The sequence below is a fragment of the Salinibacterium sp. SWN1162 genome (assembly GCF_015864675.1).
Taxonomy (GTDB): Bacteria; Actinomycetota; Actinomycetes; order Actinomycetales; family Microbacteriaceae; genus Rhodoglobus.
Window position 1 is genome coordinate 197,571 of the sequence record NZ_JADYWT010000001.1, and the last position, 24,387, is coordinate 221,957.

The window sequence follows — 24,387 nt, forward strand, 5'->3', positions numbered from 1 at the left end:
TAGGCCTCCGAACGGGGTAATGGCTGGAACTCTCAGTGTGCGCCCGCGGGTGCCTTTAGCAAAAGCGACGGAAATCGCACGGTTTCAGTTAGAATAAGTTAACGATTGGCGGAGAAATGCTCGATGTTAGAAGACTGCGACTTTTGCGAGAACTCAAGCTGCGCGGCACCATCGCTGCCGTGGCCAACGCGCTCAGTTACACGCCCTCCGCGGTCTCTCAACAATTGGCTCTTCTGGAGGAAGAAGCGCGCGTTCCTCTGCTCGTGAAGGCCGGTCGCCGCGTACAGCTCACCCCCGAAGCCGAGCTGCTCGTCGAGCACACCGTCGCGCTACTCGAACGCCTCGAACTGATGGAGGCCGAGCTCCACTCGTCCCTCACCGAAGTGCGAGGAACTGTGCGCCTCGCCGTCTTCCAATCGGCGGCCCTTGGCATCATCCCCCAAGCGCTCAGCATCATTGCCGCTGAGCACCCGCAACTACGAATCAAGATGACCCAACGTGAGCCCGAAAGTGCTCTCTTCGAAACGTGGACCCGCGAGTTCGACCTCGTGATCGCCGAACAGTACCCCGGCCACGCCGCGCCCCGGCATCCCGACCTCGACATGATCCCGCTCTATGCCGACAAGCTCTCCCTTGCCGTGCCCGCCGGCAGCGGCATCACGAGCTTGGCGGATGCCGCCTCCAGCCCCTGGGTGATGGAACCCCGCGGCACCGCCTCTCGCCACTGGGCAGAACAGCAGTGCCGGCGAGCGGGGATCGAGCCCGACGTGCGCTTCGAAACCGCCGACCTGCAGGCGCACATCCGCCTCGTGGAATCGGGCCACGCCACCGCCATCTTGCCGGGACTCGTCTGGGGCACCCGCCTTGCGACCGTCGAGCTGCGGCCCATGCCGGGACTGCCGCGACGCACCGTCTTCACGTCAGTGCGCGAGTCGAGCGTGAGCCGACCCTCGATCGTGGCGTGCCGCGACGTGCTCGAGCAGGTCGTGCAGTCGTTCGCTGTCGACTAGCCGCCTACTAGCCGCCACTGCCGGCTGCTCGACGGGATCGAGTCGACCGCCCGCACGGGCTGGAGCTGTTGCGAGTCTCTGCGCTCTTCGGCCTACGCCGAGTCGCGGATGACGAGCTCGGTCTTCAGCGTCGTCACGGTTTCAATGGTGCGCTTTTCAATCAGCCCGACAATCTTTTCGGCCATGCGTCGGCCCATTTCGACGGAGGGCTGGCGCACCGTCGTGAGGGGCGGAGTCGCGGTGCTCCCATAGTTGTCGTCGTCGAAACCGACCACAGCGATGTCTCCCGGCACTGACAGCCCCGCTTCGCGGATGGCCGAGTAGGCACCAATCGCCATCTGGTCGTTGGCCGCAAAGATTCCGTCGATCGGCTCGCCCCGCGCGAGAAGGCGACGCATCGCGTCAGCGCCCGACGGTGGCGAGAAGTCGCCCCCTTCGACAAGATGGCTCGCGAGGCCGTGCTTCGTCAGCGTGGCGTGGAAGGCCGAGAGGCGATCGACGCCCGGCGGCATGTCTTGCGGTCCCGCGATCGTCGCGAGGTGCGTGCGACCCGACGCCACCAGGTGCTCAACGGCAGAACAGGCGCCGGCGAAGTTGTCGACATCCACGTAATAGTTGTCGCCGTCGACTTCGCCGAGCGGGCGCCCACCGAAGACCACCGGGAGGTTGTGACTGAGTTCAGAGTAGGAGTGGTCGCCGGTGTGGTGCGAGACCACGAGCGCGCCATCCACGTTGCCGCCCAGAAGATAGCGACGAGTTTTGTGCGACGTCACTCCCGACTCGATGATCATGTTGAGCGTGTAGTCGGTGTCTTCGAGGTACTGCGCAACGCCCTGGACAACGGCGGCGAAGAAGGGGTCATCGAAGACCTTGGCTGCCGATTCCGGAACCACCATGGCGATGGCTTGCGTGCGACGGCTCACGAGCGAGCGGGCAGCGCGATTGGGCACATAGTTGAGCTGCTCAATTGCGGCCTGAACGACGGTCGCGACATCCGGGCTCACCTTGGGAGAACCGTTGACCACGCGCGATACAGTGGCGCGCGAAACGCCCGCCTCCGCCGCCACCATCTCGAGTGTCGGCATCGAACCGCTGCGCAGGTTATCGCTCACGAATCCACTCTCTGCCTGATCGTTTCTCTAAGAGTAGCGATTAGACCGCGGTTTTCGTGGCCGCGATCAGGGCAGCGTACTCCTTGGCGCTCTGTTTCGGGATGCGTTCTTGCGTCTCGTAATCGACGTAAACGATGCCGAAGCGCTTGTTGTAGCCCCACGCCCATTCGTAATTGTCGAGAAGCGACCATACGAAGTAGCCGCGCACATCGGCACCGTCAGCAATGGCATCCGCTACGGCCTGAATGTGCTGGGCAATGTAGCTGGCACGCTCGGTGTCGTCGATGGAATCGCCCACGCGCGTGTCGTCGTACGAGGCACCGTTTTCGGTGACGTAGAGCGGCGGCAGCGTGGGGTATTCCTTGCCGAGGCGCACAAGCAGGCGGCGCAGCCCGCTCGGGTTGACTTCCCAGTCCATGGCAGTGCGCGGAAGGTCGCGAGGGGGCATCGACACAAACTCGCTGCCGACGAACATGGAGCGCCCGGGCTTAGTGGTGGGGCGAAGTCCGGGTGCTGCATCGGCGGGAGCGGGATGCCCACTCACGTTGTCATCGTGGTAGTGGTTCACTCCCAGGAAATCGATAGGGGCGGCGATGATCGCCAGGTCGCCATCCTGCACATACTGTTCGAAGTCGTACTCGCGCATGTCGTCGATGACGTCGGCCGGGTAGGCACCGAGCACGAGGGGCTCAAGGAACATGCGGTTCCAGATGCCATCGATACGGCGTGCAGCGTCGAGGTCGACGGGGTCATTCGGGTCGTTCGGCACGGCGTTGGTGAGGTTGAGCGTGATGCCGAGATCGATCTCGCGGCCCTTGGCGGCGGCAAGCTTGCGCAGTCGCTCAGCGGCGAGGCCGTGCGCGAGGTGCTGGTGGTGCAGCGCTGCGAGGCCCTGGTTCGGGTCGGTGAGACCGGGAGCGTGCTCGCCCGCGATGTAGCCAATCAGCGAGGAGCACAGCGGCTCGTTGAAGGTCGTCCAGTGGCTGACCCGATCGCCAAGGGCGTTGTACACGGCCTCGGCATAGTCGGCGAAACGGTACGCGGTTTCGCGGTTCGCCCATCCACCCTTCTCTTGAAGAGCCTGCGGCAGATCCCAGTGATACAGCGTGAGCCACGGCAGGATGCCGGCCTCCAGCAGCGAGTCAACGAGACGGCTGTAGAAGTCGAGACCTTCAGCATTCGGCTCGCGGTCTCCCGGAACAACCCGTGCCCAGCTCGTGGAGAACCGGTACGAGTCGAGGCCCAGCTCTTTCATGAGCTGCACGTCATCGTTCATGCGGTGGTAGTGGTCGACCGCAACTTCCGGGGTGTCGCCATTCGCGACGGCGAGAGGCTGGCGAGCGTAGTGATCCCAGATGGAATCCTCTTTGCCGCCCTCGTGGGCTGCTCCTTCGATTTGGGCGGCCGCAGTGGCGGAACCCCAGAGAAAACCGTCGGGCCAAGTGGTGGTGAGATTCTTCATTAGCCTTTTACTGCTCCAGACATGATGCCCGAGACGAGTTGCCGCCCCGCGAGTACAAAGACGATCAGTAGTGGCAGCGTAGCCAATACTGCGCCGGAAAGAACGACCGAATAGTCGACGTATTTGGCGCTCTGCAGTTGACTGAGGGCCACCTGCAGAGTGGGGTTCTGTGGCGCAACGAGCAGCGGCCAGAGGTAGTCAGTCCACGCGGTCATGAACGTGAAGAGACCGAGAATAGCCATGGCCGGGCGCGCTGCCGGCATGCCGACGTTCCAGAAGGTGCGGAACATGTTGGCCCCGTCGACCCGGGCCGCTTCGATGAGTTCGTCGGGAATGACATCCACCAAATATTGCCGCATGAAGAACACACCGAATGCGGTCACCAGAGTCGGCACGACAACCGCGCCGAGCGTGCCGGTCCAGCCGAGCTCTTTCATGAGCATGAATTGCGGGATGATTCCGAGTTGAGTCGGCACAGCGAGGGTAGCGATCACAAAGATCATGAGCCCTTCGCGGCCCTTGAAGCGCAGCTTGGCGAAGGCGTAGCCTGCGAGCGTCGAGAAGAACACGACCGAGGTGGTGATGATCGTCGAGACGATAATGCTGTTCAGCAGCGACTGCCAGAACGGAACGGTCGAGAGCACTTCACCCACGTTGATCCAGAACCGACCGCCGGGCAGCAGCGGCGGCCAAGTCTCGGTGATCGCCGTGTTGTCGCTCGAGCCGACAACGTACGACCACCAGAGCGGATACGAACCGCCGAGGAACAGGGCGATCAGGATGCCGTAGACAAAGAAACTGGGGCGCTTATCGAGGCCGTGACTGCGCGAGCGACGCTTGGCCGCTTTGTCAGCCGCTTTCACTGTTGCCGCGTTGAGCGGGCGCGGGGCGTTCTCGGGGGTGCGCGTGGGGCTGGTGGTGCTCATGAGCGCTTCTCCTCATCGACGACGGGTGCGGCCGGTGCGCCGGTGGTGGCGTTGGCGGCGGGGTTTGCTGCGGCTGCGGGTGCGGCTGCAGCGGCAGTGGCAGTGGCAGTGGCAGTGGCAGTGGTCGCAGTATCGGCCGCGGTGGAAGCCCGGTAGCGTGCGAGTTTCTTGGCCCGGCGCTTCGAAATGACCTTCACCTCGGTCGACGCGATCTTGCGCGAAATCCAGAAGTTCAGCATCCCGATGCCGACGATGATGATGAACAGCAACCACGCAATGGCGGAGGCCTTGCCAAAGTCACCACGGTTGAACGCCATATCCCACAGGTACAGCACGGTGGTTTGGTATTCGCGATGCGCACCACCCAGGTTGGCGCTCGTGGGGTTGAAGAGCTTCGGTTCGGTGAAGATCTGCAGGCCACCGATCGTGGCGGTGATGATCACGAAGATCATGGTGGGGCGGATGCTCGGCAGCGTCATCGAGAAGAAGCGGCGCACAGCGCCGGCTCCATCCAGGGCTGCCGATTCGTAAATGTCGCGGGGAACGGCCTGCATCGCGGCGAGCAGGATGAGGGCGTTGTAGCCGGTCCAGCGCCAGTTGACCATGGTGGCAATCGCAAAGTGGCTGGGGAAGACTTCGCTCTTCCACAGCACCGGGTCAATGTTGAACGAGGTCAGGATGTTGTTGATGAGGCCGTACTTCTCACCGAAGGCACTCGAGAAGATGATCGCGACCGCTACCGGAGTAACGATGTACGGGATGAGGATGCTCATGCGCCAGAAGGTTTTGGCGCGGATGTTCTGGTCGAGCAGGGCCGCAATGAAAACGGCGGCCACGAGCTGCGGGATCGCGCTGAGCAAGAAGATGCTCATGGTGTTGAAGAGCGAGTTCCAGAAGTAGGGGTCGTTCAACTCGGCAACGTAGTTGTCGAGGCCGATCCAGTCGCCGGCGCCGCTCAGGATGTCCCAGTCGTTGAGCGAAACAACGAACGTGTAGATGAGCGGGAAGAGCCCGATGAGTGCGAAGAGCACGAAGAAGGGGGCGATATAAAGGTAGGGGGATGCTTTCACATCGAGACGACTAAGACGCTGCCGTCTGGTGAGCTGGGCTTTGGAAGCCGCGGAGCGTTTCTTCGCCTGACCGGCATCGGGTCGGGGCGGGCTCGTCATGGTCGTCATGTGGGGAGTCGCTTTCAAGAAATGAGGCCCCCGGCAGAGGGGACGCCGGGGGCCTCAGATGCTTCTAGGTGATTAGTTGAGGTCGAGGTTCTTCAGAACCTCAAGCGCGTTGTTCCACGCGGTGTTGCCGTCAACACCCGAGTCGAGCTCCTTGGTAGCCGGGCCGAAGACCTGCTCCTGAACGACTGCATCGTTCGGGCCCTTGAACTGAGCCGTGACGCCCTCTGCACGAGATCCGAGGATCGTGCCGATGGGAGCATCGTTGAAGAAGGTGCTGAGTTCGCTGCCGCCGGTGACGCCGTCATCCGTCTGCGCTGCTACAACACTGGGGAACGTTCCTGCAGCCTGGAAGGCCGCGACTTCGGACTCAGCCGAGGTGAGGTAAGCGGCGAGCTTTGCTGCCTCTTCAGGGTGCTCTGACTGCGTGGGTACGGTCAGGAAGGCGCCGCCCCAGTTAGCTGCTCCACCGGGGAAGACGTCGGCGAAGTCCCAGCCGCTGTCGGCGTCTCCGCCTGCTGCTTCAACCTGTCCCTTGACGACACCGAGCATCCAGCCGGGGCACATGAAGGTAGCGAAAGAGCCATCAGTGAAGGCCTTTCCCCCGCCCCAGTCCCAGGCGCTCTGCTGTGCCGAGAGACCGGATGCTGCGCCGTCGGCGAGCTTGTCCCACTGGCTCTTGAGGTCGGCGTTGCCTTCGATGTCGAGCTCTCCACCAGCGGTGTAGTAACCCTCGTCGAGCTGGTTGACCATGGCGTTCCAGACGAAGCCGGAGTGGTCATAGAAGGCCTTGCCGGTGGCGTCGTTGTAGTCCTTGCCGACCTGGAAGAATTCATCCCAGGTTGCGTCGTCGCCACCGAAGAGCTCGGCAACTCCTTCGCGGTCGCCGGGCATGCCGGCGGCTTCGAGGAGGTCTCCGTTGTAGCAGAGGCCCTCGGGGCCGATGTCTGTTCCGTAGCCGATGATGCGGCCGTCAGCGTCGGTGCCCTGAGCGAGCTTCCAGTCAACCCAGCGGTCCTTGATGTCGTCGGCGCCGTATTCGCTGAGGTCAACGAAGGTGTCGGAGACCTGCATGACCTGGCCGAGCCAGCCTTCTTCAACAGCCTGAACGTCGGCGAGACCGGCGCCTGCTGCCTGCTTGGTCTTCCAGTCGGTGAGGGCGTTTCCACCGGTGTCGATGTTGGTGGGCTTGATGGTGATGTTGGGGTTCTCGGCTTCGTACGCTGCGTACAGTCCGTCGAGACCCATCGTGCCGAAGGTGGTCACGGTGAGGGTGATGGGGCCATCGCTGTCGCCGCCATCTCCTGCTGCTGAACAACCCGTGGCGAGAAGGGCGATGGATGCTGCGCCGGCGACGGCTGCAACCATCTTGGTGCGTCGTTGAGTTTTCACGGTCACTTCCTTGTGAATGAGGGATATTGGTGCCGAAAGAGTTCCCCCATCAGGAATGAGAGCGCTCTCACGATTGCGGACTGAGTCTAAGAGAGCGCTCTCACGAATGTCAAGAGAGCGCTCTCACAAATCGTGAAATGTGACTTTTCACAGCAAGCGCTTGCTGTTTTTACGCCGGCCGTAAACCGCAGCAGCCCCCGCACTCTGGCCGAGTTCGTGGCCGAGTGCGGGGGCTGCTGAGAAAAACTGGAGGCGCTTACTCCCAGGTACTGGGCGCGTCTGCGCGACTGACAGGCAGCGCAACATGATCAGCCCACTCTTGAACCCACTCAGGCATGACGGGTGCGGCGGCATCCCAGCCGATGGTTTCGAGCAGTTCGGCGACGCTGACCGTGCCGCCACCGCGCTTGAGGAAGCGAGCGCGGGTCATGGCCTGCGCGTAAATCTGCCCGTCGACAACGAAGCGCTGCTCAACGAAGACGGCCTTCTCGTCATAACCAACAACGCGGCTCTCAAGCTGAAATTCTTTCCACAGATCGAGCGACTTGCGAAAGCTAATCGTTTCGTTGGCCATGACCGGGTAGTAGCCCTTGCGCTCGAGCTTCTGCCAGCCGCCGGCACGGATCAGCAGGTCCATACGACCGATATCCATGATCGAGAAGTAGCGGCCGTTGTTCATGTGGCGCAGCAGGTCAACATCCGTGGGCAACACTCGCAGTGTCATGCTCCCAACATCGGTGATGCCGAGCGGCGAACGACGCGTGCTGAGAATACGGTGCAGGATGGTGCGGAAGATCAGATTCACTCGGCCAGATTAGGTGAATCGTGGTCGAGTTGGTAAATCGTTTGTAGAGATGCTCTAGCGACTCGCTCTAGCGCGGCTCGGCGAACCGCACCACGGCTTGCACGGGCGTGTGATCCGACGGCCAGCCGCCTTCGTATCGCGTGACGTTGATGCCGGTTCTCTTGGCGACAACTCCCGGCGTGGCCAGAATCCAGTCAATCCGTTTCCGATTGCGCTTCGGCGGACCGTAATTGGGGAACGTGCCCCACTCCTGAGTGAGGTGCGCTTCGGCCGAGTTCCAGGTGTCGATCAGCAGCCCGTTACCGGTGAGTTCGGCATACGGGTGGGTGTCAGCATCCGTGTTGAAATCGCCGGTCATGATCGTGGGATGCGGCGTCGCCTGCACAATGTTTCGCAGCGCGTCGGCCGAGCGAAGGCGCGAGGTGCGCGAGCGATGGTCGAGGTGAGTGTTCACCGCCTGAAAGTGGATGCCGGTGGCCCGGTCACGAAAAATTGCCTCGACGACAACGCGCGGGGTGCGATTGCCCCACGACACCGATCCCGCCACTGTTGGAGTCTCGGAGAGCGCGGACTGCCGCCACTCCACCATCTCCAGCCGATGGGAGTCATAAAAGATGGGGCAGCCTTCGCCGCCCGAGTTCTTTTCGCGACCATGCCCGAGCGCGCGATAGCGCTCCCCCAGCGCCCGCTGCAGAAACTGCTTCTGCGTGAAGAGTGCTTCTTGCACGCCGATGAGCGCCGGTTGTTCTGCCGTCAGTAGTCGTCTCATCAGCGGCTGGCGGTGTCGCCACAGGTCGGGGTTGCGAGGCAAAAGCTTCGGCAGGCGACGTCGGATGTTGTAGCTCATCACATGCAATCCGGGAGCATCGACGGGGCCGATCAGCGAACTGCCGCGGGAGGGGAAAGCCAGTCGCGGCTCACGCTCCGGGGCGAGCGCAGAAAAGTGCTTTGACCGTGGGGTGGTGATTCCCGTCATTGCTACACCCTATGGGGTGAAGTTATGAGAATTTTCACCGTCGAGCCGATGGTGGCTACGCGGATCGGGTGATCTCACCACTGAGCCATTCGACCTGCCAGGTTCGAGCATCCGTGAAGTGGATCGCTTTGACCGTTGGGTGGCAGCGCGGCGGTGCACCAGCGCGGCCCAGAAATATGTCGGCAGCCTTGAAAACCTTGAGGAGTTCGCTCCAGCTCCAGCCGGGGAAGTTCTCGTCGACGTACTTCTGCGTGTGGCCCCTCCCCAGCGGAATGGCGTGCCCGTAGTGAAGCAGATGATCGATCTGGGCGCCGGTGCGGTGCTCACGATAGTTGTCCCATTGTGATTCGCGATTCACGAATCCACTGCTCGGAGTAGCCATCCGAAAGTGTGCCGCCCCGTTGAAGCTGACCGGCTCTTGGTTCTGCGGGATGCCGTCGAGGGTTTTGAGGAAATCGACCACGGTGTGCGAGACGAGGCTGTTTCGCGCGGGCTGGTCGCCTTCGTCAACGGGATCCCAGCTCCACGTCGAGCGGTCCTTCGGCTCGTAGGGGCCGAAGGGGCCGCTCGCGGTGATGGTGTCGGACTCGGAGCGGTACACGGTGACCCAGGCGATCTCTCGGTAGTCGACTGTGAAACCGAGTTCAATGAGGTGGCCGGGCTGCAGTGCGTCGAGGCGAGCGAGCAGTCCGGCGGCGATGGTGGCCCATGTCGCTGAGGTGGGGATCTTGTAGACGCCTAGCGCGGCGAGATCGTCCGGGGTGTTGGGGTAGTGCGGGTCGTTCGAGGTGTCAAAGTTGTCGGGCATGGGATGCTCCTATCCGTCGAGCTTGCGGCTCGAGAACACGAGCCGCCCGTTCTTCCCCTGGGGCACCCGCTCGATGGATCGGGTTGCCGTGCGGCCAGCCAGGTACTGTGTGGCCGCAACTCTTGAACGTAGTTCTCACGCTAGAGCCAACCCCCGACATTGGGGTCAGGGTTTCTCCGGCGCTGGGGATGATCCGCGATAGCGTGAGGCATCCGCCGCTCGTTGATTGCCGACCGAACGCCAACCGCTGACTGCTGACCGCTGACTGCTGACTGCTGACTGCTAACCGTCGACCGCTGATCGGATGTCTCCGGCCGGCCATATTCTGATTGAGACATGTACCTTCTCACCGATACCGCTCTCGTCACGAGCGCCAGCGATCTGACTCAAGCCTCGAACTGCGAGTTCGGCTTTCTGCGCGTGCTCGACAAGCGGTTGGGGTTCTCGACTGATCCGCTGCCCGACGACGACGCGATGCTCATGCGGGCGGCCGAGCTCGGCAACGCTCACGAGGCCCGGCTGCGGGATCGCTATCGCGACGAGTTTGGTGATGCGATGGTCGAGTTCGATAAGCCTCCGGGGCGGGATGCCGCGGTACTGCGCGACTACGCGGCACGCACGCGCGATGCTCTACTGGCCGGCGCCCCCGTCGTTTTTCAGGGCGTCTTCTTTGACGAAACCGACCCGGAGTCACCGTTCATTGGCTACGCCGACTTTCTCGTCAAGCAGCCCGACGGCCGCTATCGGGTGGTCGATTCGAAGCTCTCGCGCCACGTGCGCGTCACCGCGCTGCTTCAACTGGCGGCGTACCACGAGCAACTTCTGAAACTCGGTGTTCCCGCCGACGGCACCGTCGAGTTGATCCTCGGCAACGACACCTCCGAACTCGCTGCTGTGGCCGATATCGCCCCCGTGTTTCGGCGCCGTCGCGCCCGTATGCACGCGATCATCGCCGAACATCGCGCCGAGGGTAAGCCGGTCGACTGGCATGACGAACGCTATGCGCGGGATGGCCGCTGCAAGTTCTGCAAGGAACCATCGCAAGCTGCCGATGACCTGTTTACCGTCGCGGGATTGCGGGCTGGGCAGCGCACGAAGTTCTTGGCGGCGGGCATCCGCACCCTCACAGACCTCGCTGAAACCGAGGAGCGTCCCGACGACCTCGCGATCCCGAAGGCGAGTTTGGCGAAGCTTCATCTTCAGGCCAAGCTGCAGCACACGGTCGACCCGGCAGACAGCCACGCGAAACCGCCCGTCGTCGTTGTCGATCCCCTGCCGATCGCGAGCCTGCCCGCGCCCAACCCCGGCGACCTCTTCTTCGACTTCGAGGGCGACCCGATGTATTCGGAGCCCGGTATCGGCGGAACGCCGCGCTGGGGCCTCGATTACCTCTTCGGCTGGGTGGATGCCGCGGGCGATTTCGATTGCCTCTGGGCGCACTCCCTTGATGAGGAACGAACCGCGCTGCGGTCATTCCTGAAGTTCGTCACGGAACGGCGGCAGCAGCATCCGGGTCTCCACATTTATCACTACGCCGCCTATGAGAAGACGCATCTGCTGAGCATTGCCGCGCGGCATGGCGAGGGCGAGGATGTTGTCGACCAGCTGCTGCGCGAGGGTGTGCTCGTTGACCTGTACCCGATCGTGCGGGGCGCGCTGCGCATCGGAACGCCGTCGTATTCGATCAAGAAACTCGAGCCGCTCTATATGGGCGACGAGGAACGTGCCGGGGTGACGAACGCGGCCGATTCGATTGGCGAGTACGTCGAGTCGAGCGTCGCGGCAGCCAACGGCGACGCGGAACGTGCGGCCGAGATTCGGGATGCGATCGCCCGCTACAACGAGTACGACTGCGTGTCGACGCTCAAGCTGCGCGATTGGCTGCGGGCGCTGCCCGAGGTGCAGGGTGTGACCGTCGACGTCGACGAGACCGAGCTGGACGTCAAAGCCTTCGAGCCCAGCCCGCTCGACCTTCAGCTGCAGGCCTTGGGCGATGACGCTGAGGAACGTGGCGATGACACTGCCGCGAGCGCCTATCGAATGGCCGCTGCCGCTATCGATTATCACCGGCGCGAGGTCAAGAGTTTTTGGTGGGAGCACTACGACCGCCTCGAGCAGCCCTCCGAGCTGTGGGAAGACACTCGCGGAATCTTCGTGGTCGACAGCGCGATGCTCACTCAGGATTGGCATAAAGAGGGACGCCAACGCACCGAGCGTCGGCACCTGCACCTGCGTGGCCAGTGGGCGCCGGGCAGCAGTGCACCGCGGCCGGGTGGCGACGTGTTTCTCGTCTACGGCAACCCGCTTCCGTACGTTCCGCCGGGCCATCGGGCCGGGCAACGTATCGCCCGCGCCGTGCGTTTTTCTGACCCCGCCGAGGATGCCGACGGCATCTTCGTGATCGAAACCCGCCCCGACGAGATCCCCGCGTGGGATGAGATGCCCACCCACATCACGCCCGGCCCGCCCCCGCGCGCCGACAGCATCGTCGCCGCAATCGAGGCCTGGGGCGAGACGGTCGTTGCGGCCGCTCCCGAGTGGCCCGACGACGCGATGTCCGATCTTCTCCTGCACAAAGCGCCCGCGACGGTGAGTGCCCTCGAACCGATGAAGAGTGCGGATGATGGTGTGCGCGCCGTCATCGCCTCGCTGGTCTCGCGGCCGAGCGGCTATCTCGCCGTGCAGGGCCCTCCCGGCACGGGCAAGACGTATCTGGCGGCCCATGTCATCCACGAACTTGTCGAGAGACACCACTGGAAGGTGGGCATCACCGCGCAGTCGCACAAGGTGGTCGAGAACGTTCTCGATGCGGTGGTGCTCGACGCGAGCCTCGACCGCGAGCTAGTGGCGAAGGCGGTGCCGGGCGAATTCGGGCCGGGCTACTACACCGAGGGCCCCTTCAGCGAGCTGCCGTACAACGGTCACGCGGGTTTCGCCCTCGAGCACGAGAATTCGGGCTACGTCATCGGCGGCACGGCGTGGGATCTGACGAACCGCAAGCGCGTGCAGGCCGACCAGCTCGACCTTCTCGTGATCGATGAGGCGGGCCAGTTCTCGCTCGCGAACACGATTGGGGTGGCGGCGAGCGCGAAACGCATCTTGCTGCTCGGCGACCCGCAGCAGCTTCCGCAGGTGAGCCAGGGCATCCATCCGGCCCCGGTTGATGGTTCGGCGTTGGGTCATGTGATCGGCGAGCTGGCGGTGCTTCCGGATGACTTCGGCTATTTCCTCGAGGAGAGTCGCCGCATGGATGAGGCCGTCACGCGCCCCGTCTCGCAACTCTCGTATGACGGACTGCTGCGCTCGCACGCGTCAACAGAGGGGCGGATGCTCGCCGGCGTCGCCCCTGGCCTGCACTCGGTGCCGACCGCTCATGTCGACAACTCAACGTTCGCGAGCGAGGAAGCGGATCGCGTGGTGGAGCTGGTGCGCGAGCACCTCGGAGCCCTCTGGACCTCGCAGGCCGGCGGCACCCCGAAGCCCCTCGACGAGGACGGCATCATCGTGGTGACGCCCTACAACGCGCAGGTAGAACTCATCCGCGGCCGCCTCGATGCTGCGGGCTATTCGCGCGTCGTCGTCGGCACCGTCGACAAGTTTCAGGGCCGCGAAGCAGTGATCTCGATCGTGAGCCTCGCCGCCTCGAGCGCCGACGATGTGCCCCGCGGTCTCGACTTTCTGCTCTCCCGCAACCGCCTCAACGTCTCCATCTCGCGCGCCCAGTGGGCCGCGTACCTCGTCTACTCGCCAGCGCTGCTCGACTCGCTGCCGCAGACCGCGGATGGCGTGGCGACGTTGAGTCGGTTTATCTCGTTGGTTGAGGGTGCTTTCGACTCATAAAAATTGCGACGCATATACGCCTAGCAATAGCGGCGGGGGTGGCGGCGCAAATGCGACTGTCTCGACCAGAAGAAGGCGATGCCTATCGCTGCCATATAGCTCCACACAGCGATCACTCGCGCCAGTCAGGGATTTCCCAATCGACGATTGGCTAGATAGAGCACGAACATATCGATCTGGTCTGGTCATAAACGTAGAAATTGCTTTCTGCTACCAGATGGGAAGTGGATCCGGACCATCGATCAAAGCGCCGCCTCGCAAGGCGTTTGAGCAACCCTTGCGAGTTTTCGTTCGGGACCCTCTTGACGGGAGACCGAAAGCGCTGAAGGAGGTGAGAGCCCTGCATTCAATATCGGACAGAATTGATCCCGTTTACGGATCGGCTGTCAGCACGCTGCGCGAACAATCATGAGAGCAATTCGGTAAGCGTTGCTAGGGTGCAGACCATGGCCATCACGGAAGCACAGCGCGCGGCTCTGGAACAGATGCTCGACACAGCGACCGACCTCGACCGCTGGCGGCTCAGGGCTCACCGCGTGGAAGAACCGGAGCGCGGAAGCGAGCTCGCGGTCGATGATGAGATATTTCAGCACATGGCGATCAGTCAGCTTGCACGGCTGTCTCTCACCGCCGCGGGTGAACACCTTCGCCTCGCGCTCGATGCCATTAATGCAAAACAGCTTTATCCCTCATCTCATTTCACCGTGCTGCGAGGAGCCCTAGTCGGCGCATCCCAAGCCGTCTGGATCTTGGGACCCCAGAATCGAGATGTGCGGCGCGAGCGGGGTCTGACCGTCCTTTCAGAGATGTACGCGCAGATGGACAAGTACTATGCGTTTCTCGACAGCACCGGACTCGAACCTGATGACCGCGCGGACCTGGACGACCAGCGACTGTGGTTGGGCGAACGCCGTGATGATGTTGTCTCGATCAGGCACACCGGGGCGACCCTCAAGCTTACTGAGGTCATCGGCGCCGCAGCTGATTACGCTTTCGCGGACCTTCCGTCTCGCGACGCGGCACGCCGACTGTGGCGCGAGATGAGCGCTGACGCCCATGTTCTCGGCTGGTCGCTCTTCCAACGCACAACCTTCGGGGCACCTGACCGACGCTCGGGCGTTGGCGAAGGGAAAGCGCCAGGAAGCCCGGAGCATATCGCGGAGCCGTTCATAGCTTCATACAAACTACTGAGGTGTGGGTGGTCGTTGTTTGACCGCCGCTGCGAGGCACCGTAGCCAGCCGTGAGAGGGTGAGCCAGCTCGTCGCGCTTGATCGGTGACCCAGGCGCGGCTCCACGGACGAGCGTCGATGCGAAGACCTAACGCGATCGCCGTGGTGCCACCGGCGATGTCGAAGCACCACTGGAGGTCGTCGTCTTCGGGATCGATGCAGGCAGTGTCGCGGAGGTCGTCAATATTTCCACGGGTGCCGAGGTCGATGTGGAGGGCGAACATTCCGCCCATATCTGCCTCGAGCGTCATGGCGAATGGCAGGTATGCCTCGACTGCTCGCACTGCGTTGTCCGCCGCCACGATCAGACGTTCGCTGCTTTCCGGCCACTGAAATTACCCCAGCACGAATAACCGCGCCGGCTTCCCCACCGTGCCGGCGGCGAGCTCGCCCGTTGCCGCGAGCTGCGGTTCCATGGCACGCCGGAAGCTGTCGCGCATGAGGGGTTCGCCGGTGACGGTTTCGTGCAGGTGCTGCAGTTGGCGGAGGGTGAAGGGGTGCTCCAGTAGGCCGGCCGGGTCGGGGGCTGACGCGTAGCGTGCACGGAGAGTGGCCACCGCCTGGTCGAGGATGTCGTTGTGGCCATACGGGAGGGCGCCAGCATCCGCCACCGGCACCACTTTTGCGAGGGACTCGTCGATCGTGAGGCTCGGCCACGGCACCACATCGAGGTGAGCGACCGAGAGCACCCAGCCGCGATTGTCGCGGGCGGGGTCATCGAAGACGTGGAGTTGGCGGGGCGACAAGCCCGAGACTCCGGCCTTGGTGCGCAGGGAGCGCAGCACGGCATCCGCCAGCAACTCGCCCTCGTGCAGGAAGGTGCCCGGCAGGCGCCAAGTCGTACCGGTACCTGTGCCGGTGCCAGTGCCAGTGCCGACGCCAGCGCCCGTGCCAGCGCGCACCAGCAGCACGCTGAGCTCGCCGCCCGGCGGAACCGTGAGCACCGCCGTGTCGACGGCGACGGAGGGGCGCGGGTAGTCGGTCAGGGCCCGATCGTTTGAGTCGCGGTAGATCTCCATACGTACGATTATCGCAGATTCGCGCTAAATGTCAGTGGGGTGTCATACTCTGAATTTGCGCAACAGTGCGCTAACTATCGGAGGCATCATGAACAGAGAGATTCACCGCCACCAGAACAGACCACTCCCCCAGCTCCACGTCGGCCACGGCAGCCACCACGGCGCCCTCAGCATCTTCCCCCTCTGGGTCGACTCACCCCGCGTCACCGGCCTCGATTGGAAAGCCAGCAGCATCCGCACCGCTGAACGAGAAGGCTCCCCCGTCGTCGGCGAACTCGTGCTGCAGAACAGCACCGCCCGCCCCGTCGTCGCCCTCGAAGGCGACCTCCTCAAAGGCGGCTGGCAGGATCGGATGCTCGCCCGCAGCCTTCTGCTCGAACCCTTCGAGGCACGCGTCGCCGAAGTGTTCTGCGTCGAAGCCGGGCGTTGGGGCGCACGAACCGGGGAGGGCCAAGCCGCCCACGAGGCCAGCGGCCGCCGCAGTGCGCTCAGCGTGCGGCGCGGCAACGCAGGGGGCGGCGGCGAGCGCGGCGGCAACCAGCAGTCAGAAGTGTGGCAGCGCATCAGCCGCTTCGAGAACACCCTCGGCGCTACCGCCAGTTCGTCGATGCTCGATCATCTCGACCGTTCCGCGCCACTCCACGCCCGCCAGCTCGAAGCCCGCCCACTCGACGGCCAGCGCGGCGTGATCATCGGCATCGGCGGTCGCGTGATGGGAGCAGAATTCTTCGGCAACACTGCCGGGCTGCGCAGCCGGTGGCAGGGCATCCTCGCCGCCGCCGCCCTGGACGCCCAGCTCGCCCCACGCCGTCGCACCACTGCCCACGATGCCCGCGTCTTCACCCGTCACCTGCAAGGCGTGACCCTCGAAGACGGCGGAGACGCGGGGCTCGCCCGCGCAGTACGGTCACAACAGGGCCGACTACGGGCATCCGGAATCGTGAACACAAACGCGCACACCAACATGCACACCAGCACCAGTGCACCAACAGCCAGCATCATCCACCTCACCGCGTTTGACGACGCGCACCCCCTATTGGAGAACGCATGAGCGAACCAACCCCCGCCCGAGAACGCCCCATCCCCGAACCGCAACGTTTCTACACCCGCTTCACCGACACCGGCTTTCTGCACATCGGCACCTTCACCGGCATCACCCTCGACGGCGAGCGCCGCTACTTCATGTGGCAAACGGATGACTGGGACGAGATCTACCTCTCAGGGTTCGAGTACTACCGTGACGATGATGACACCCACTTTGCCGAGACCAGCCGAGACGACATCGAGCGACTAAACCCCGGCGCCGTCGACACAGAGCCGGGTGGCGGAAGCTTTCTCGACGCCTACTTTGGTCGGGACCCCGATGACGAGATGTATCAAAAGAAGCGCAGCCCGGAAGGCGAAGTGATGAGCGACACAACCGACGCAACCAACGCAGCCGGCCTCGAGGATGACCACGCGAGCGAGACCGACACCGACAGCGACACCGACACCGACACCGACGACATGCTCATGACCGAAGTGGATGCCATGGTGCAGCACGGCATCGCCGTCGGCATTGCGTCGATCGCCCACCGCGGGCAGACCGACAAGCTCGGCTACGACTACATCGATCACCCTGCCCGCGTGGCCGAGAGCTTCGATTGGCTGAACCAGCCGGTCGAGCACTGCGCCGCGTGGCTGCACGATGTGATCGAAGACACCGACATCACCGCCACTGACCTGCTGAAGGCCGGGATGCTGCCCGAGATCGTGGAGGCGGTCGTACTGCTGACCAGGCGAGCGGATGTCGCGGACGCCGACTATTACGAACGCATCCGCCACCATCCGATCGCTCTCGCGGTCAAGCTTGCCGACATCAATGACAATCTCGCCGGGTGGCGTTTTCGCAAGCTCGACTACGACCTTCAGGTGCACTTGTCGAACAAGTATTTCAACGCCCGGCAGCTGCTGCAGGCGACGCCCGAGTGAAGCACTGCCGCTGAATCCCAGCCGTACGACTCACCTCTTGACGATGCAGCATCCGACCCCACGGAGACCCCATGAAACTTTCTAGTGCACAAACTGATCGCGCCACCGGCGTGATGCTCGCGATGGCCTGCGGCGATGCTCTCGGCGCCGGCTACGAATTCGGGCCTCCCTTCGAGGGCGAGGTCGTCATGAAAGGTGGCGGTGGCTTCGGCTGGGCGCCCGGCGAATGGACCGACGACACCTCCATGGCCGTGCCGATCCTGCGCGCGGCCGCCTCCGGTCGCGACCTGCGCGACGAGGCTGTGCTCGACGAGATCGTCGCGGCCTGGGTCAACTGGGCGAAGACGGCTCCGGACGTCGGGGTGCAGACCAGCGGAGTGCTGCGCGGCATCGAACCTACCGCGAGCGCCGCCCGCGCCTCCGCCCGCCGCGTGCATGACGCTCGCGGACGCAGTGGCGGCAACGGCTCGCTCATGCGCACCGCCCCGGTCGCGCTCGCCTACCTCGGTGACGCGCAAGGGCTCGCCGAGGCGGCCCGCGCGATCAGCGACCTCACCCACTTCGATCAGGATGCCGGCGACGCCTGCGTGCTCTGGAGCCTCGCCATCCGTCACGCTATTCTCACCGGCGAGGCGGATGTTCGGGTCGGACTCCCGGCCCTCGCCCCCGACCGTGCCACCCGCTGGGCCGCATTCATCGCGGACGCCGAGACGAAGCAGCCCCGCGACTTCACCAAAAACGGTTGGGTTGTCGAAGCGCTGCAGGCCGCGTGGTCGGCGATCGTCAACGGCGAGAGCCTCGTCGATACCCTCGAGCGTGCCGTGCGGGGTGGCCGCGACGCCGACACCGTTGCCGCCATCGCGGGCGGTCTCGTGGGCGCCCGCTGGGGACTCTCCGCGATTCCCGCCGCCTGGCAGCGCATCGTGCACGGCTGGCCGAACCTCACGAGCCTCGACCTGGTGCGCCTCTCAACCGAGGTCGTGCGGGGCGAGCCGGTGCCCGAACGCATCGACTACACCGAGTTAGGCGACGTGTCGACGCTCGTGCGGCATCCGCACGACGCCGGCGTCTGGCTCGGCGCCGTCGGCGCGCTTGATGCTCTTCCGCCCGAAGTGGATGCCGTGGTGTCACTCTGCCGCATCGGCTCCAAGCAGGTGCCGGCCCGCATCCGCCACCGTGTCGAGGTGCGCCTAATCGACAAGTCGACGCCCTCCGAGAACCCGAACCTGCTCTTCGTACTCGCCGATGCAGCGGATGCCGTGGCCGCCCTGCGCGCCGAAGGCCACACGGTGCTGCTCCACTGCGTGCAGGCGCACAGCCGCACCCCCACCGTCGCTGCGCTCTATGCCGCGCGGCACCTCGGACTGCCGATCGACACCGCGCTGGCTGAGGTACGCGCGGCGCTGCCGAACGCTCGCCCGAACGGGGCATTTCGCGCAGCGCTTGCCGACACTAGCGTGGTTCCAACTCAGGGAGCATCCGAATGACGATCGACCTCCACACGCACTCCGCGGTCTCCGACGGCCTCGACTCCCCTGCCGAGCTGATGCGTCTGGGTGCCCAAGCTGGGCTGTCAGTCATCGGCCTCACCGATCACGACACAACGGCGGGCTGGGCGGAAGCAGCCGTCGCCGCACAGCAGCAGGGCATCGGCTTACTTCGTGGTGCCGAGCTTTCTACGACGGATGCCCGGGGCGGCACAGTGCACATGCTGGCGTACCTGTTCGATCCACACGCGCCCGAGTTGCTCGCCGAACTCGCGAAAGCTCCCCAGCAACGCGAGGATCGTGTCCGGGCGATCATCGAGCGCCTGCAGCAGGATTTCGACGTCTCCTTCGAGTCCATCACCGAGCGCGCCGGTGTCGGCACGATGCTGGGCAAACCGCACATCGCGGCGGAGCTGGTGGCGATCGGCGCCATCGCCACTCCGCGTGATGCCTTCACGAAGCTTCTCGCGGACGGCAGCAAATACCTTGTCCCCTTGATACGGATGAGCCCACTCACCGCTGTTGACCTCGTCCAGAAAGCCGGCGGCGTCACGGTCATCGCGCATCCGCGAGACGGCGGAAGGGGCAGCGGCCTTACCGCCGCCGAGATCGCTGAGCTGCGGGATGCCGGACTCTTCGGACTCGAAGTTGACCACCGCGAGCACACCGCCCTTGCCCGCACAGAACTTACTGCCCTAGCCACGGACTTAGGGCTGCGGATGACCGGCTCCAGCGACTACCACTCGACAGTCAAGCCCAATCGCCTCGGCGAGAACACCACTGCCCCCGAGGTGCTCAACGAGCTCCTCGCGAGCGCGACTTCGGGGATGGGGCTCTTGTAGTCATGGAGCGCTTGGCGCCCTCGATGTCGTTGGCTACCGATATTTTCTCAGCAAGCGGACCGGCCGGGCCGCAGAGGGAAGGTGGTTAAGGTGCCGCTAGAGCAGGTGAACTCCAGCACTGATGTCGAGGAGCTAGCTTCTGGCCTCCTCAGCCCACGTCGAGACCGCCCCTGGGCGGTCGTGTCGATTCCTGTCGCCGGTGTCTCTCCGCTGGTCGATGTTGACCAGTTGGCGAAGGAGGCCGGGGATGTCTGCCGCCTGTTCGTCATCCCTACCGGCACGCTCACTCGCGAACTCGATGAGCTCCTTCCCGACCGCTGCCAGGTCTACGGTGGCGCTGCCCGCGTGTATCCAACAGGCACCACATGGCAGCAAGCGCCCGAAGAGTCACCGCTGCGCATCGTTCACAATCCGTGGGATACGGCTGACGTCACCGACAAGTTGATAGCGGATGCTCTCGGCATGGCTCACACTGCGGGTCTCTTTACCAAGCCCGCGCCGAGTTCCGTTCCGGCCAGCGGCCAGGTGCGTTCCCTTCTCGCTGGTGGAAAACGTGCTTTCGTTCAGCTGGACTCCGGTGGGTTCGCCACCATTGTTCACGAGCTCACTTTCCCGCAGATTCCCCTTGACTGGGTCATCTGCGAGGGCCAAGGCGTCACGGGCTTGTATGACCCCGAAACCAAACGTCTCGCCCTCGATGTAGTGCGCGTCGAACCTAAAGAACTCCTCAAGCACTACCCCGATGGTGCCGTGACCCTGGCGTTCGTCGTCTCCGTTGAGCGGCAGAGAGGGGTACTCGCTGTTCACCCTTCGCTTCCCATCACCGTCACACGGGCACAGGTATCAACGAATCCGTTGGACCGTGTCGACTTGCTCTTGGCCGCCGGCGATGTCGTGCGGGTACGGGTTGTTCGGGATGCTCAGGGACGCACTGCGCTCCAGATGAGCGACGTGGATGACGATGAAGAGATTTGCACGCCCCTCGCGCTGATCCCCGGGGGTGAACCCTGGCTAGTCGAAGACCGGCACAAGCCTGAAATCGTCCCCAAGAAATCTCCGTCTCCGGAGCGTGACGAGGAATCGGCACACCGCGCGAACTCTGACGACGTGAGTCTCGAGCGCGACGATTCTGCCGTTCCGTTACGAGACACTGAAATTCTCCCCAGTGATTCGACAGGCAACGCCCCACCTTCGGCCTCGGCACGTCGGCCAGCACCCCGGCCAGCTCCGGGTATCCATCTAATCAAAACCGCGGTCGTTTGCGATCCGGAGTCTGAAGACGACTCAGTATTTAACGCCGAGTCCGCCAACGAGCCGGTTGAAGGACTCGCGGACACGCCCACCGAACCCGCATCGCGCCACAAATCATCCGCTCTGCTTACCACCCAACTAGCGCTTCAGCAGGAGCGCGAGCGCACCAAGCGGCTAGAAGAGCAGCTGCAGCAAATCGGTTCAGAGAGCGCCATTGAACAAGCATCGATCCTCCGGTTTGAACTTCGAGAGTTGCACGCGGAGAACATCCGGCAGCAAGAGCAACTGGTGAGGCTGAAAGCTGACCAACAAACGCAGCGTGCGCTGCTGCGTCGGGCGCGACAAACTCTTTCGGAACCTCGCCCCGAGCAACGGCGAGAACGTTTTGACACCGTTGACGAGTGGATTCGCCACGAGATCTACCTTGCTTGGATCGGAAGGATGGACGCTAGCGACCGGGCCACTTGGCCGCTCCCGGCAAGCTACTCAGTCGGCGAGCAGTTTGCGCCCTCGTTCGAACAACATGACAACTCTTCTCGCGAGAAGACCCTCAAAGCGGTCGTCGACGTACTCACCGGTCGAGCGCGTGAGCTTCCCGCCCGCGCGCTCCACCCGTTACGCAGCGGCGACGGTGCGACCGCCGGTGATGTAGTTCGCCCCGACGGAGCTCGCTGTATGCGCGTTCATATCGAAAAAAATGTTGCATCAGCGCGGCGTCTGCACTTTTGGCACTGTGACGACGGGGAAATCGAGTTAAGCCGAGTCGTTGTGCACGACGACATGGAACCATAATCTCACCAAGCGAACGCTGCGAACCTCACCAATACCGCACCCAGAACTGCTGATCCTGGTGGAACAGCTCGCTCTCGCCGTGGTGGGCGACCGGGTAGTAGGTGCCATGCAGCCAGCCGAAGTTTGCGGTGTGGGCTCCGGTGCGCTTCTCGTCGGTTGAGCCCTCGATGGCTTCGGTCGCGAAGGCGGCGTCTGTGGCGGCATCCGATACTCGGTCGAACAGTTGGCGGCGCGGGTCAGTGGCGCAGGTTGCGCTGGCTTGGAAGCCGGCACCGAAGTCGGTGGCCCAGAGGGCCTCGTCGATCGCGATGTGGTCGGGATGCGGGTACGCGAAGCATCCCTCGTAGCCGCCCTCGGGGGTGGAGTACGAGCCGACAATTCCGGCGATGTGAACATCGTCGCCAACCAGCTGCGGCACAAAAGTGTCGATCGTTGAGTCCAGCGCCCAGGCCACTTCGGCCTCGCTGAGGTCGCCATCGCCGAGATCGAAGACCAGCAGGGCTCCGCGGTCGTCGAGATCGCGATAGACATCCACGGTGGTCGACACGAGGCACTCGTCGGTTTCGTCAATGCGGCAGACGACACCGTCGGGGTCGGGCACCGGTGCCGAGGTTTCGACCGGCGCGAACCGGCCGGGCACGGTCGCATCCGAGTCAGCCATGTCAACGAAGTAGTTCACAAACGAATTCACTCGCGCCTCGGCACACGCCTCGCTGTACTGCGCGTCGGGCAGCGGCTCAGGCGCCGGCTCCAGCTCCGGCTGCCAGCCCGCTTCGAGCCCTTCGGGGGAACAGAAACCGGTCTGCTCGCCGCGGGTCAACAACACGACGACGCTATATACATCCGCTCGATCCTCGAAGAGAGACCAGTACTGAAACTCGTCATCCGGATGCGGGCCAACATAGATCACGGCGCTCGGCTCGATCGTGGTGCGAGCCTGCGCGATCGCGCCCAACCCCACGGTCACTGCCACTATCGAGGCGACGGCCACCAGCCACTTCACTACGCGCTGGCCCCTCATGGCTTCACATACCAACCACGGCGGTGCAGCACGATCGCGAGCAGCACCCACGCCGCGAGCCACAGTGTTGTCCACACCACTTGCGCGAGCATTGCCGAGGGGAACAGCTGAGCAAAGTGGTCAGCGATTGACACGCCTCCTGGCAATGGCCGGCGCAGCAGCGCCATCAGCAGGTGAGAGCCGAAATAGGCCAACAGGCTGTTGCGCCCGAGGGCGACCCACGGCATCCAGAACCTGCTCTGTCTCTCAGTGCGGAATCCGCTGGAGGGCAGGGCGATTTGGCCGAGCCAGAGCAGCACCGCGGCGAGCGCCGCAATACTGAGGGCGAAGGGTGCCGTCCAGAGTCGCTTCATCGGGGGCACCGGGCCACCGGCCAGCAGGTCGGAGCCGAGCCACAGCACGAGGGCAAAACCCACCAGCGCGGCAATCGCGAGAACGATCGGCACGGTGGTGATCGGAAGGCGCGTCGAGCTCGAGGCCTCGCTCCTGCGGAAATGCAGGATGAGGTGGCCGAGAGTCGCGCCGGCTGCCGTCGAGACGAGGGCGCCGAAGATCGCGATGATGCCCTCCGGGTCATGCCCGGCAACACCGTTCGTATAGATATGGGATGCCCCGAAGAGGAGTGAGTCGAGCGGGCCCGAGGGGTTGCACTCGGGCGTCAGCAGGGTGGCGACGCAGGCGCGCGCGAAGATCGAGAGCAGCGCCGTGTGGGCGACCGCCAGCAGGATGGTGAGCAGCGCCCAGCCGCGCCAGCTGCGCGTCACGAGATGAAGCAGTGCCATCACGATGATGACTACGGCGTAGAGCTGCAGCACTCCCGTGAATCGCAGTTCTGTCAACGACGTGGTGGCATCGACGACCGCGTTGTAAGCGAGGCCCAGCGCGAGCAGCACGAGTGCGCGCCGCACGACTCCCCACGGCTCGACTCGACGGTGGAAGGCAAACGCCATTCCGCAGCCGGCAAGCGTGACAAAGAGCGGAAAAATCAGGTCGATGGGCATGACGCTTGCCCACGACGCGTGGCCTAGCAGCGGAATAGAGATGATGGCGCTATTGACGCCCAAGCTCGCGACGAGCATCCAGCCCCGCGCCCAGTCGAGAGCGTCGATGCGGCCCTTCGCCGCTGGTGCCGACGCCGCTGGTGCCCCTGTCGCTGAAGCCGCCGCCGCTGGTGTCGCCGCCGCTGGTGTCGCCGCCGCCGTGGGAGCGGTGCTTGCCGACTCGCGCTCGTTGGCCATGCGCTCCCGAATCCCGGCTTGCGGCCGACG

The 24,387-nt window shown here is 64.0% G+C and carries 20 protein-coding genes and 1 riboswitch; of the genes, 8 read left to right on the forward strand and 12 right to left on the reverse strand.

Annotated features, from left to right (window positions below):
• The first annotated feature begins 116 nt into the window (after window positions 1-116).
• On the forward strand, window positions 117-1,010 hold the full coding sequence (locus I6E58_RS00930) for a LysR family transcriptional regulator (RefSeq protein WP_197129401.1): 894 nt from the start codon (window positions 117-119) through the stop codon (window positions 1,008-1,010).
• Between the two features lie 92 nt (window positions 1,011-1,102).
• Here the strand turns inward: I6E58_RS00930 and I6E58_RS00935 are convergent, their stop codons facing one another.
• From I6E58_RS00935 to I6E58_RS00970, 8 genes are all read right to left on the reverse strand, one after another.
• The gene (locus I6E58_RS00935; protein WP_129073584.1) at window positions 1,103-2,095 is read right to left on the reverse strand and encodes a LacI family DNA-binding transcriptional regulator; all 993 of its coding nucleotides are present in this window, start codon (window positions 2,093-2,095) and stop codon (window positions 1,103-1,105) included.
• A 67-nt stretch (window positions 2,096-2,162) separates the two neighbouring features.
• Window positions 2,163-3,584 carry a GH1 family beta-glucosidase gene (locus tag I6E58_RS00940; protein WP_197129404.1) on the reverse strand — a complete coding sequence of 474 codons (1,422 nt, stop codon included), beginning with the start codon at window positions 3,582-3,584 and terminating at the stop codon, window positions 2,163-2,165.
• Entirely contained in the window at window positions 3,584-4,510 is a 927-nt protein-coding gene (locus I6E58_RS00945; protein WP_197129406.1) for a carbohydrate ABC transporter permease, read from the reverse strand. The genes I6E58_RS00940 and I6E58_RS00945 overlap by 1 nt, the downstream gene beginning before the upstream one ends.
• Entirely contained in the window at window positions 4,507-5,688 is a 1,182-nt protein-coding gene (locus I6E58_RS00950; RefSeq protein WP_197129409.1) for a carbohydrate ABC transporter permease, read from the reverse strand. The genes I6E58_RS00945 and I6E58_RS00950 overlap by 4 nt, the downstream gene beginning before the upstream one ends.
• Before the next feature lie 72 nt (window positions 5,689-5,760).
• Window positions 5,761-7,077, reverse strand: a complete 1,317-nt coding sequence (locus tag I6E58_RS00955; RefSeq protein WP_307841914.1) for an extracellular solute-binding protein — start codon at window positions 7,075-7,077, stop codon at window positions 5,761-5,763.
• A 256-nt stretch (window positions 7,078-7,333) separates the two neighbouring features.
• Entirely contained in the window at window positions 7,334-7,882 is a 549-nt protein-coding gene (locus I6E58_RS00960) for a thioesterase family protein (RefSeq protein WP_129072705.1), read from the reverse strand.
• A gap of 67 nt (window positions 7,883-7,949) precedes the next feature.
• On the reverse strand, window positions 7,950-8,858 hold the full coding sequence (locus tag I6E58_RS00965; RefSeq protein WP_197129412.1) for an endonuclease/exonuclease/phosphatase family protein: 909 nt from the start codon (window positions 8,856-8,858) through the stop codon (window positions 7,950-7,952).
• Window positions 8,859-8,913: 55 nt separating this feature from the next.
• The gene (locus I6E58_RS00970) at window positions 8,914-9,666 is read right to left on the reverse strand and encodes a hypothetical protein (protein ID WP_197129414.1); all 753 of its coding nucleotides are present in this window, start codon (window positions 9,664-9,666) and stop codon (window positions 8,914-8,916) included.
• A 13-nt stretch (window positions 9,667-9,679) separates the two neighbouring features.
• Window positions 9,680-9,794, reverse strand: a riboswitch (SAM riboswitch).
• A 208-nt stretch (window positions 9,795-10,002) separates the two neighbouring features.
• Between I6E58_RS00970 and I6E58_RS00975 the strand changes: the two genes are divergently transcribed.
• Together I6E58_RS00975 and I6E58_RS00980 are read left to right on the forward strand one after the other, a co-directional pair.
• On the forward strand, window positions 10,003-13,506 hold the full coding sequence (locus tag I6E58_RS00975; protein ID WP_197129417.1) for a bifunctional RecB family nuclease/DEAD/DEAH box helicase: 3,504 nt from the start codon (window positions 10,003-10,005) through the stop codon (window positions 13,504-13,506).
• Between the two features lie 446 nt (window positions 13,507-13,952).
• The gene (locus I6E58_RS00980; protein WP_197129419.1) at window positions 13,953-14,741 is read left to right on the forward strand and encodes a hypothetical protein; all 789 of its coding nucleotides are present in this window, start codon (window positions 13,953-13,955) and stop codon (window positions 14,739-14,741) included.
• On the opposite strand, the gene I6E58_RS00985 is transcribed toward I6E58_RS00980, so the two are convergent.
• Both I6E58_RS00985 and I6E58_RS00990 read right to left on the reverse strand, forming a co-directional pair.
• On the reverse strand, window positions 14,691-15,038 hold the full coding sequence (locus I6E58_RS00985) for a hypothetical protein (RefSeq protein WP_197129421.1): 348 nt from the start codon (window positions 15,036-15,038) through the stop codon (window positions 14,691-14,693). The genes I6E58_RS00980 and I6E58_RS00985 overlap by 51 nt on opposite strands.
• A 33-nt stretch (window positions 15,039-15,071) precedes the next feature.
• Window positions 15,072-15,755 carry an NUDIX hydrolase gene (locus tag I6E58_RS00990; protein WP_197129423.1) on the reverse strand — a complete coding sequence of 228 codons (684 nt, stop codon included), beginning with the start codon at window positions 15,753-15,755 and terminating at the stop codon, window positions 15,072-15,074.
• 88 nt (window positions 15,756-15,843) lie between these two features.
• Here I6E58_RS00990 and I6E58_RS00995 point away from each other — a divergent pair, with 88 nt between their 5' ends.
• From I6E58_RS00995 to I6E58_RS01015, 5 genes are all read left to right on the forward strand, one after another.
• A complete protein-coding gene (locus tag I6E58_RS00995; RefSeq protein WP_197129425.1) occupies window positions 15,844-16,806 on the forward strand; it encodes an ARPP-1 family domain-containing protein in 963 nt (320 codons plus the stop codon).
• Entirely contained in the window at window positions 16,803-17,726 is a 924-nt protein-coding gene (locus tag I6E58_RS01000) for a hypothetical protein (RefSeq protein WP_197129427.1), read from the forward strand. Before I6E58_RS00995 ends, I6E58_RS01000 begins: the two co-directional genes overlap by 4 nt.
• Before the next feature lie 71 nt (window positions 17,727-17,797).
• Window positions 17,798-19,213 (forward strand): ADP-ribosylglycohydrolase family protein, encoded by a 1,416-nt coding sequence (locus I6E58_RS01005; RefSeq protein WP_197129428.1) that lies wholly within the window; start codon window positions 17,798-17,800, stop codon window positions 19,211-19,213.
• Window positions 19,210-20,055 carry a PHP domain-containing protein gene (locus tag I6E58_RS01010; RefSeq protein ID WP_197129430.1) on the forward strand — a complete coding sequence of 282 codons (846 nt, stop codon included), beginning with the start codon at window positions 19,210-19,212 and terminating at the stop codon, window positions 20,053-20,055. The genes I6E58_RS01005 and I6E58_RS01010 overlap by 4 nt, the downstream gene beginning before the upstream one ends.
• Before the next feature lie 105 nt (window positions 20,056-20,160).
• A complete protein-coding gene (locus I6E58_RS01015) occupies window positions 20,161-22,098 on the forward strand; it encodes a hypothetical protein (RefSeq protein ID WP_197129433.1) in 1,938 nt (645 codons plus the stop codon).
• Window positions 22,099-22,123: 25 nt separating this feature from the next.
• Here I6E58_RS01015 and I6E58_RS01020 read toward each other — a convergent pair whose 3' ends face one another.
• Together I6E58_RS01020 and I6E58_RS01025 are read right to left on the reverse strand one after the other, a co-directional pair.
• Window positions 22,124-23,101, reverse strand: coding sequence for a hypothetical protein (locus I6E58_RS01020; RefSeq protein WP_197129436.1), 978 nt, complete (start codon window positions 23,099-23,101; stop codon window positions 22,124-22,126).
• A 14-nt stretch (window positions 23,102-23,115) separates the two neighbouring features.
• A complete protein-coding gene (locus I6E58_RS01025) occupies window positions 23,116-24,357 on the reverse strand; it encodes a heparan-alpha-glucosaminide N-acetyltransferase domain-containing protein (protein WP_197129439.1) in 1,242 nt (413 codons plus the stop codon).
• Window positions 24,358-24,387: the final 30 nt, after the last annotated feature.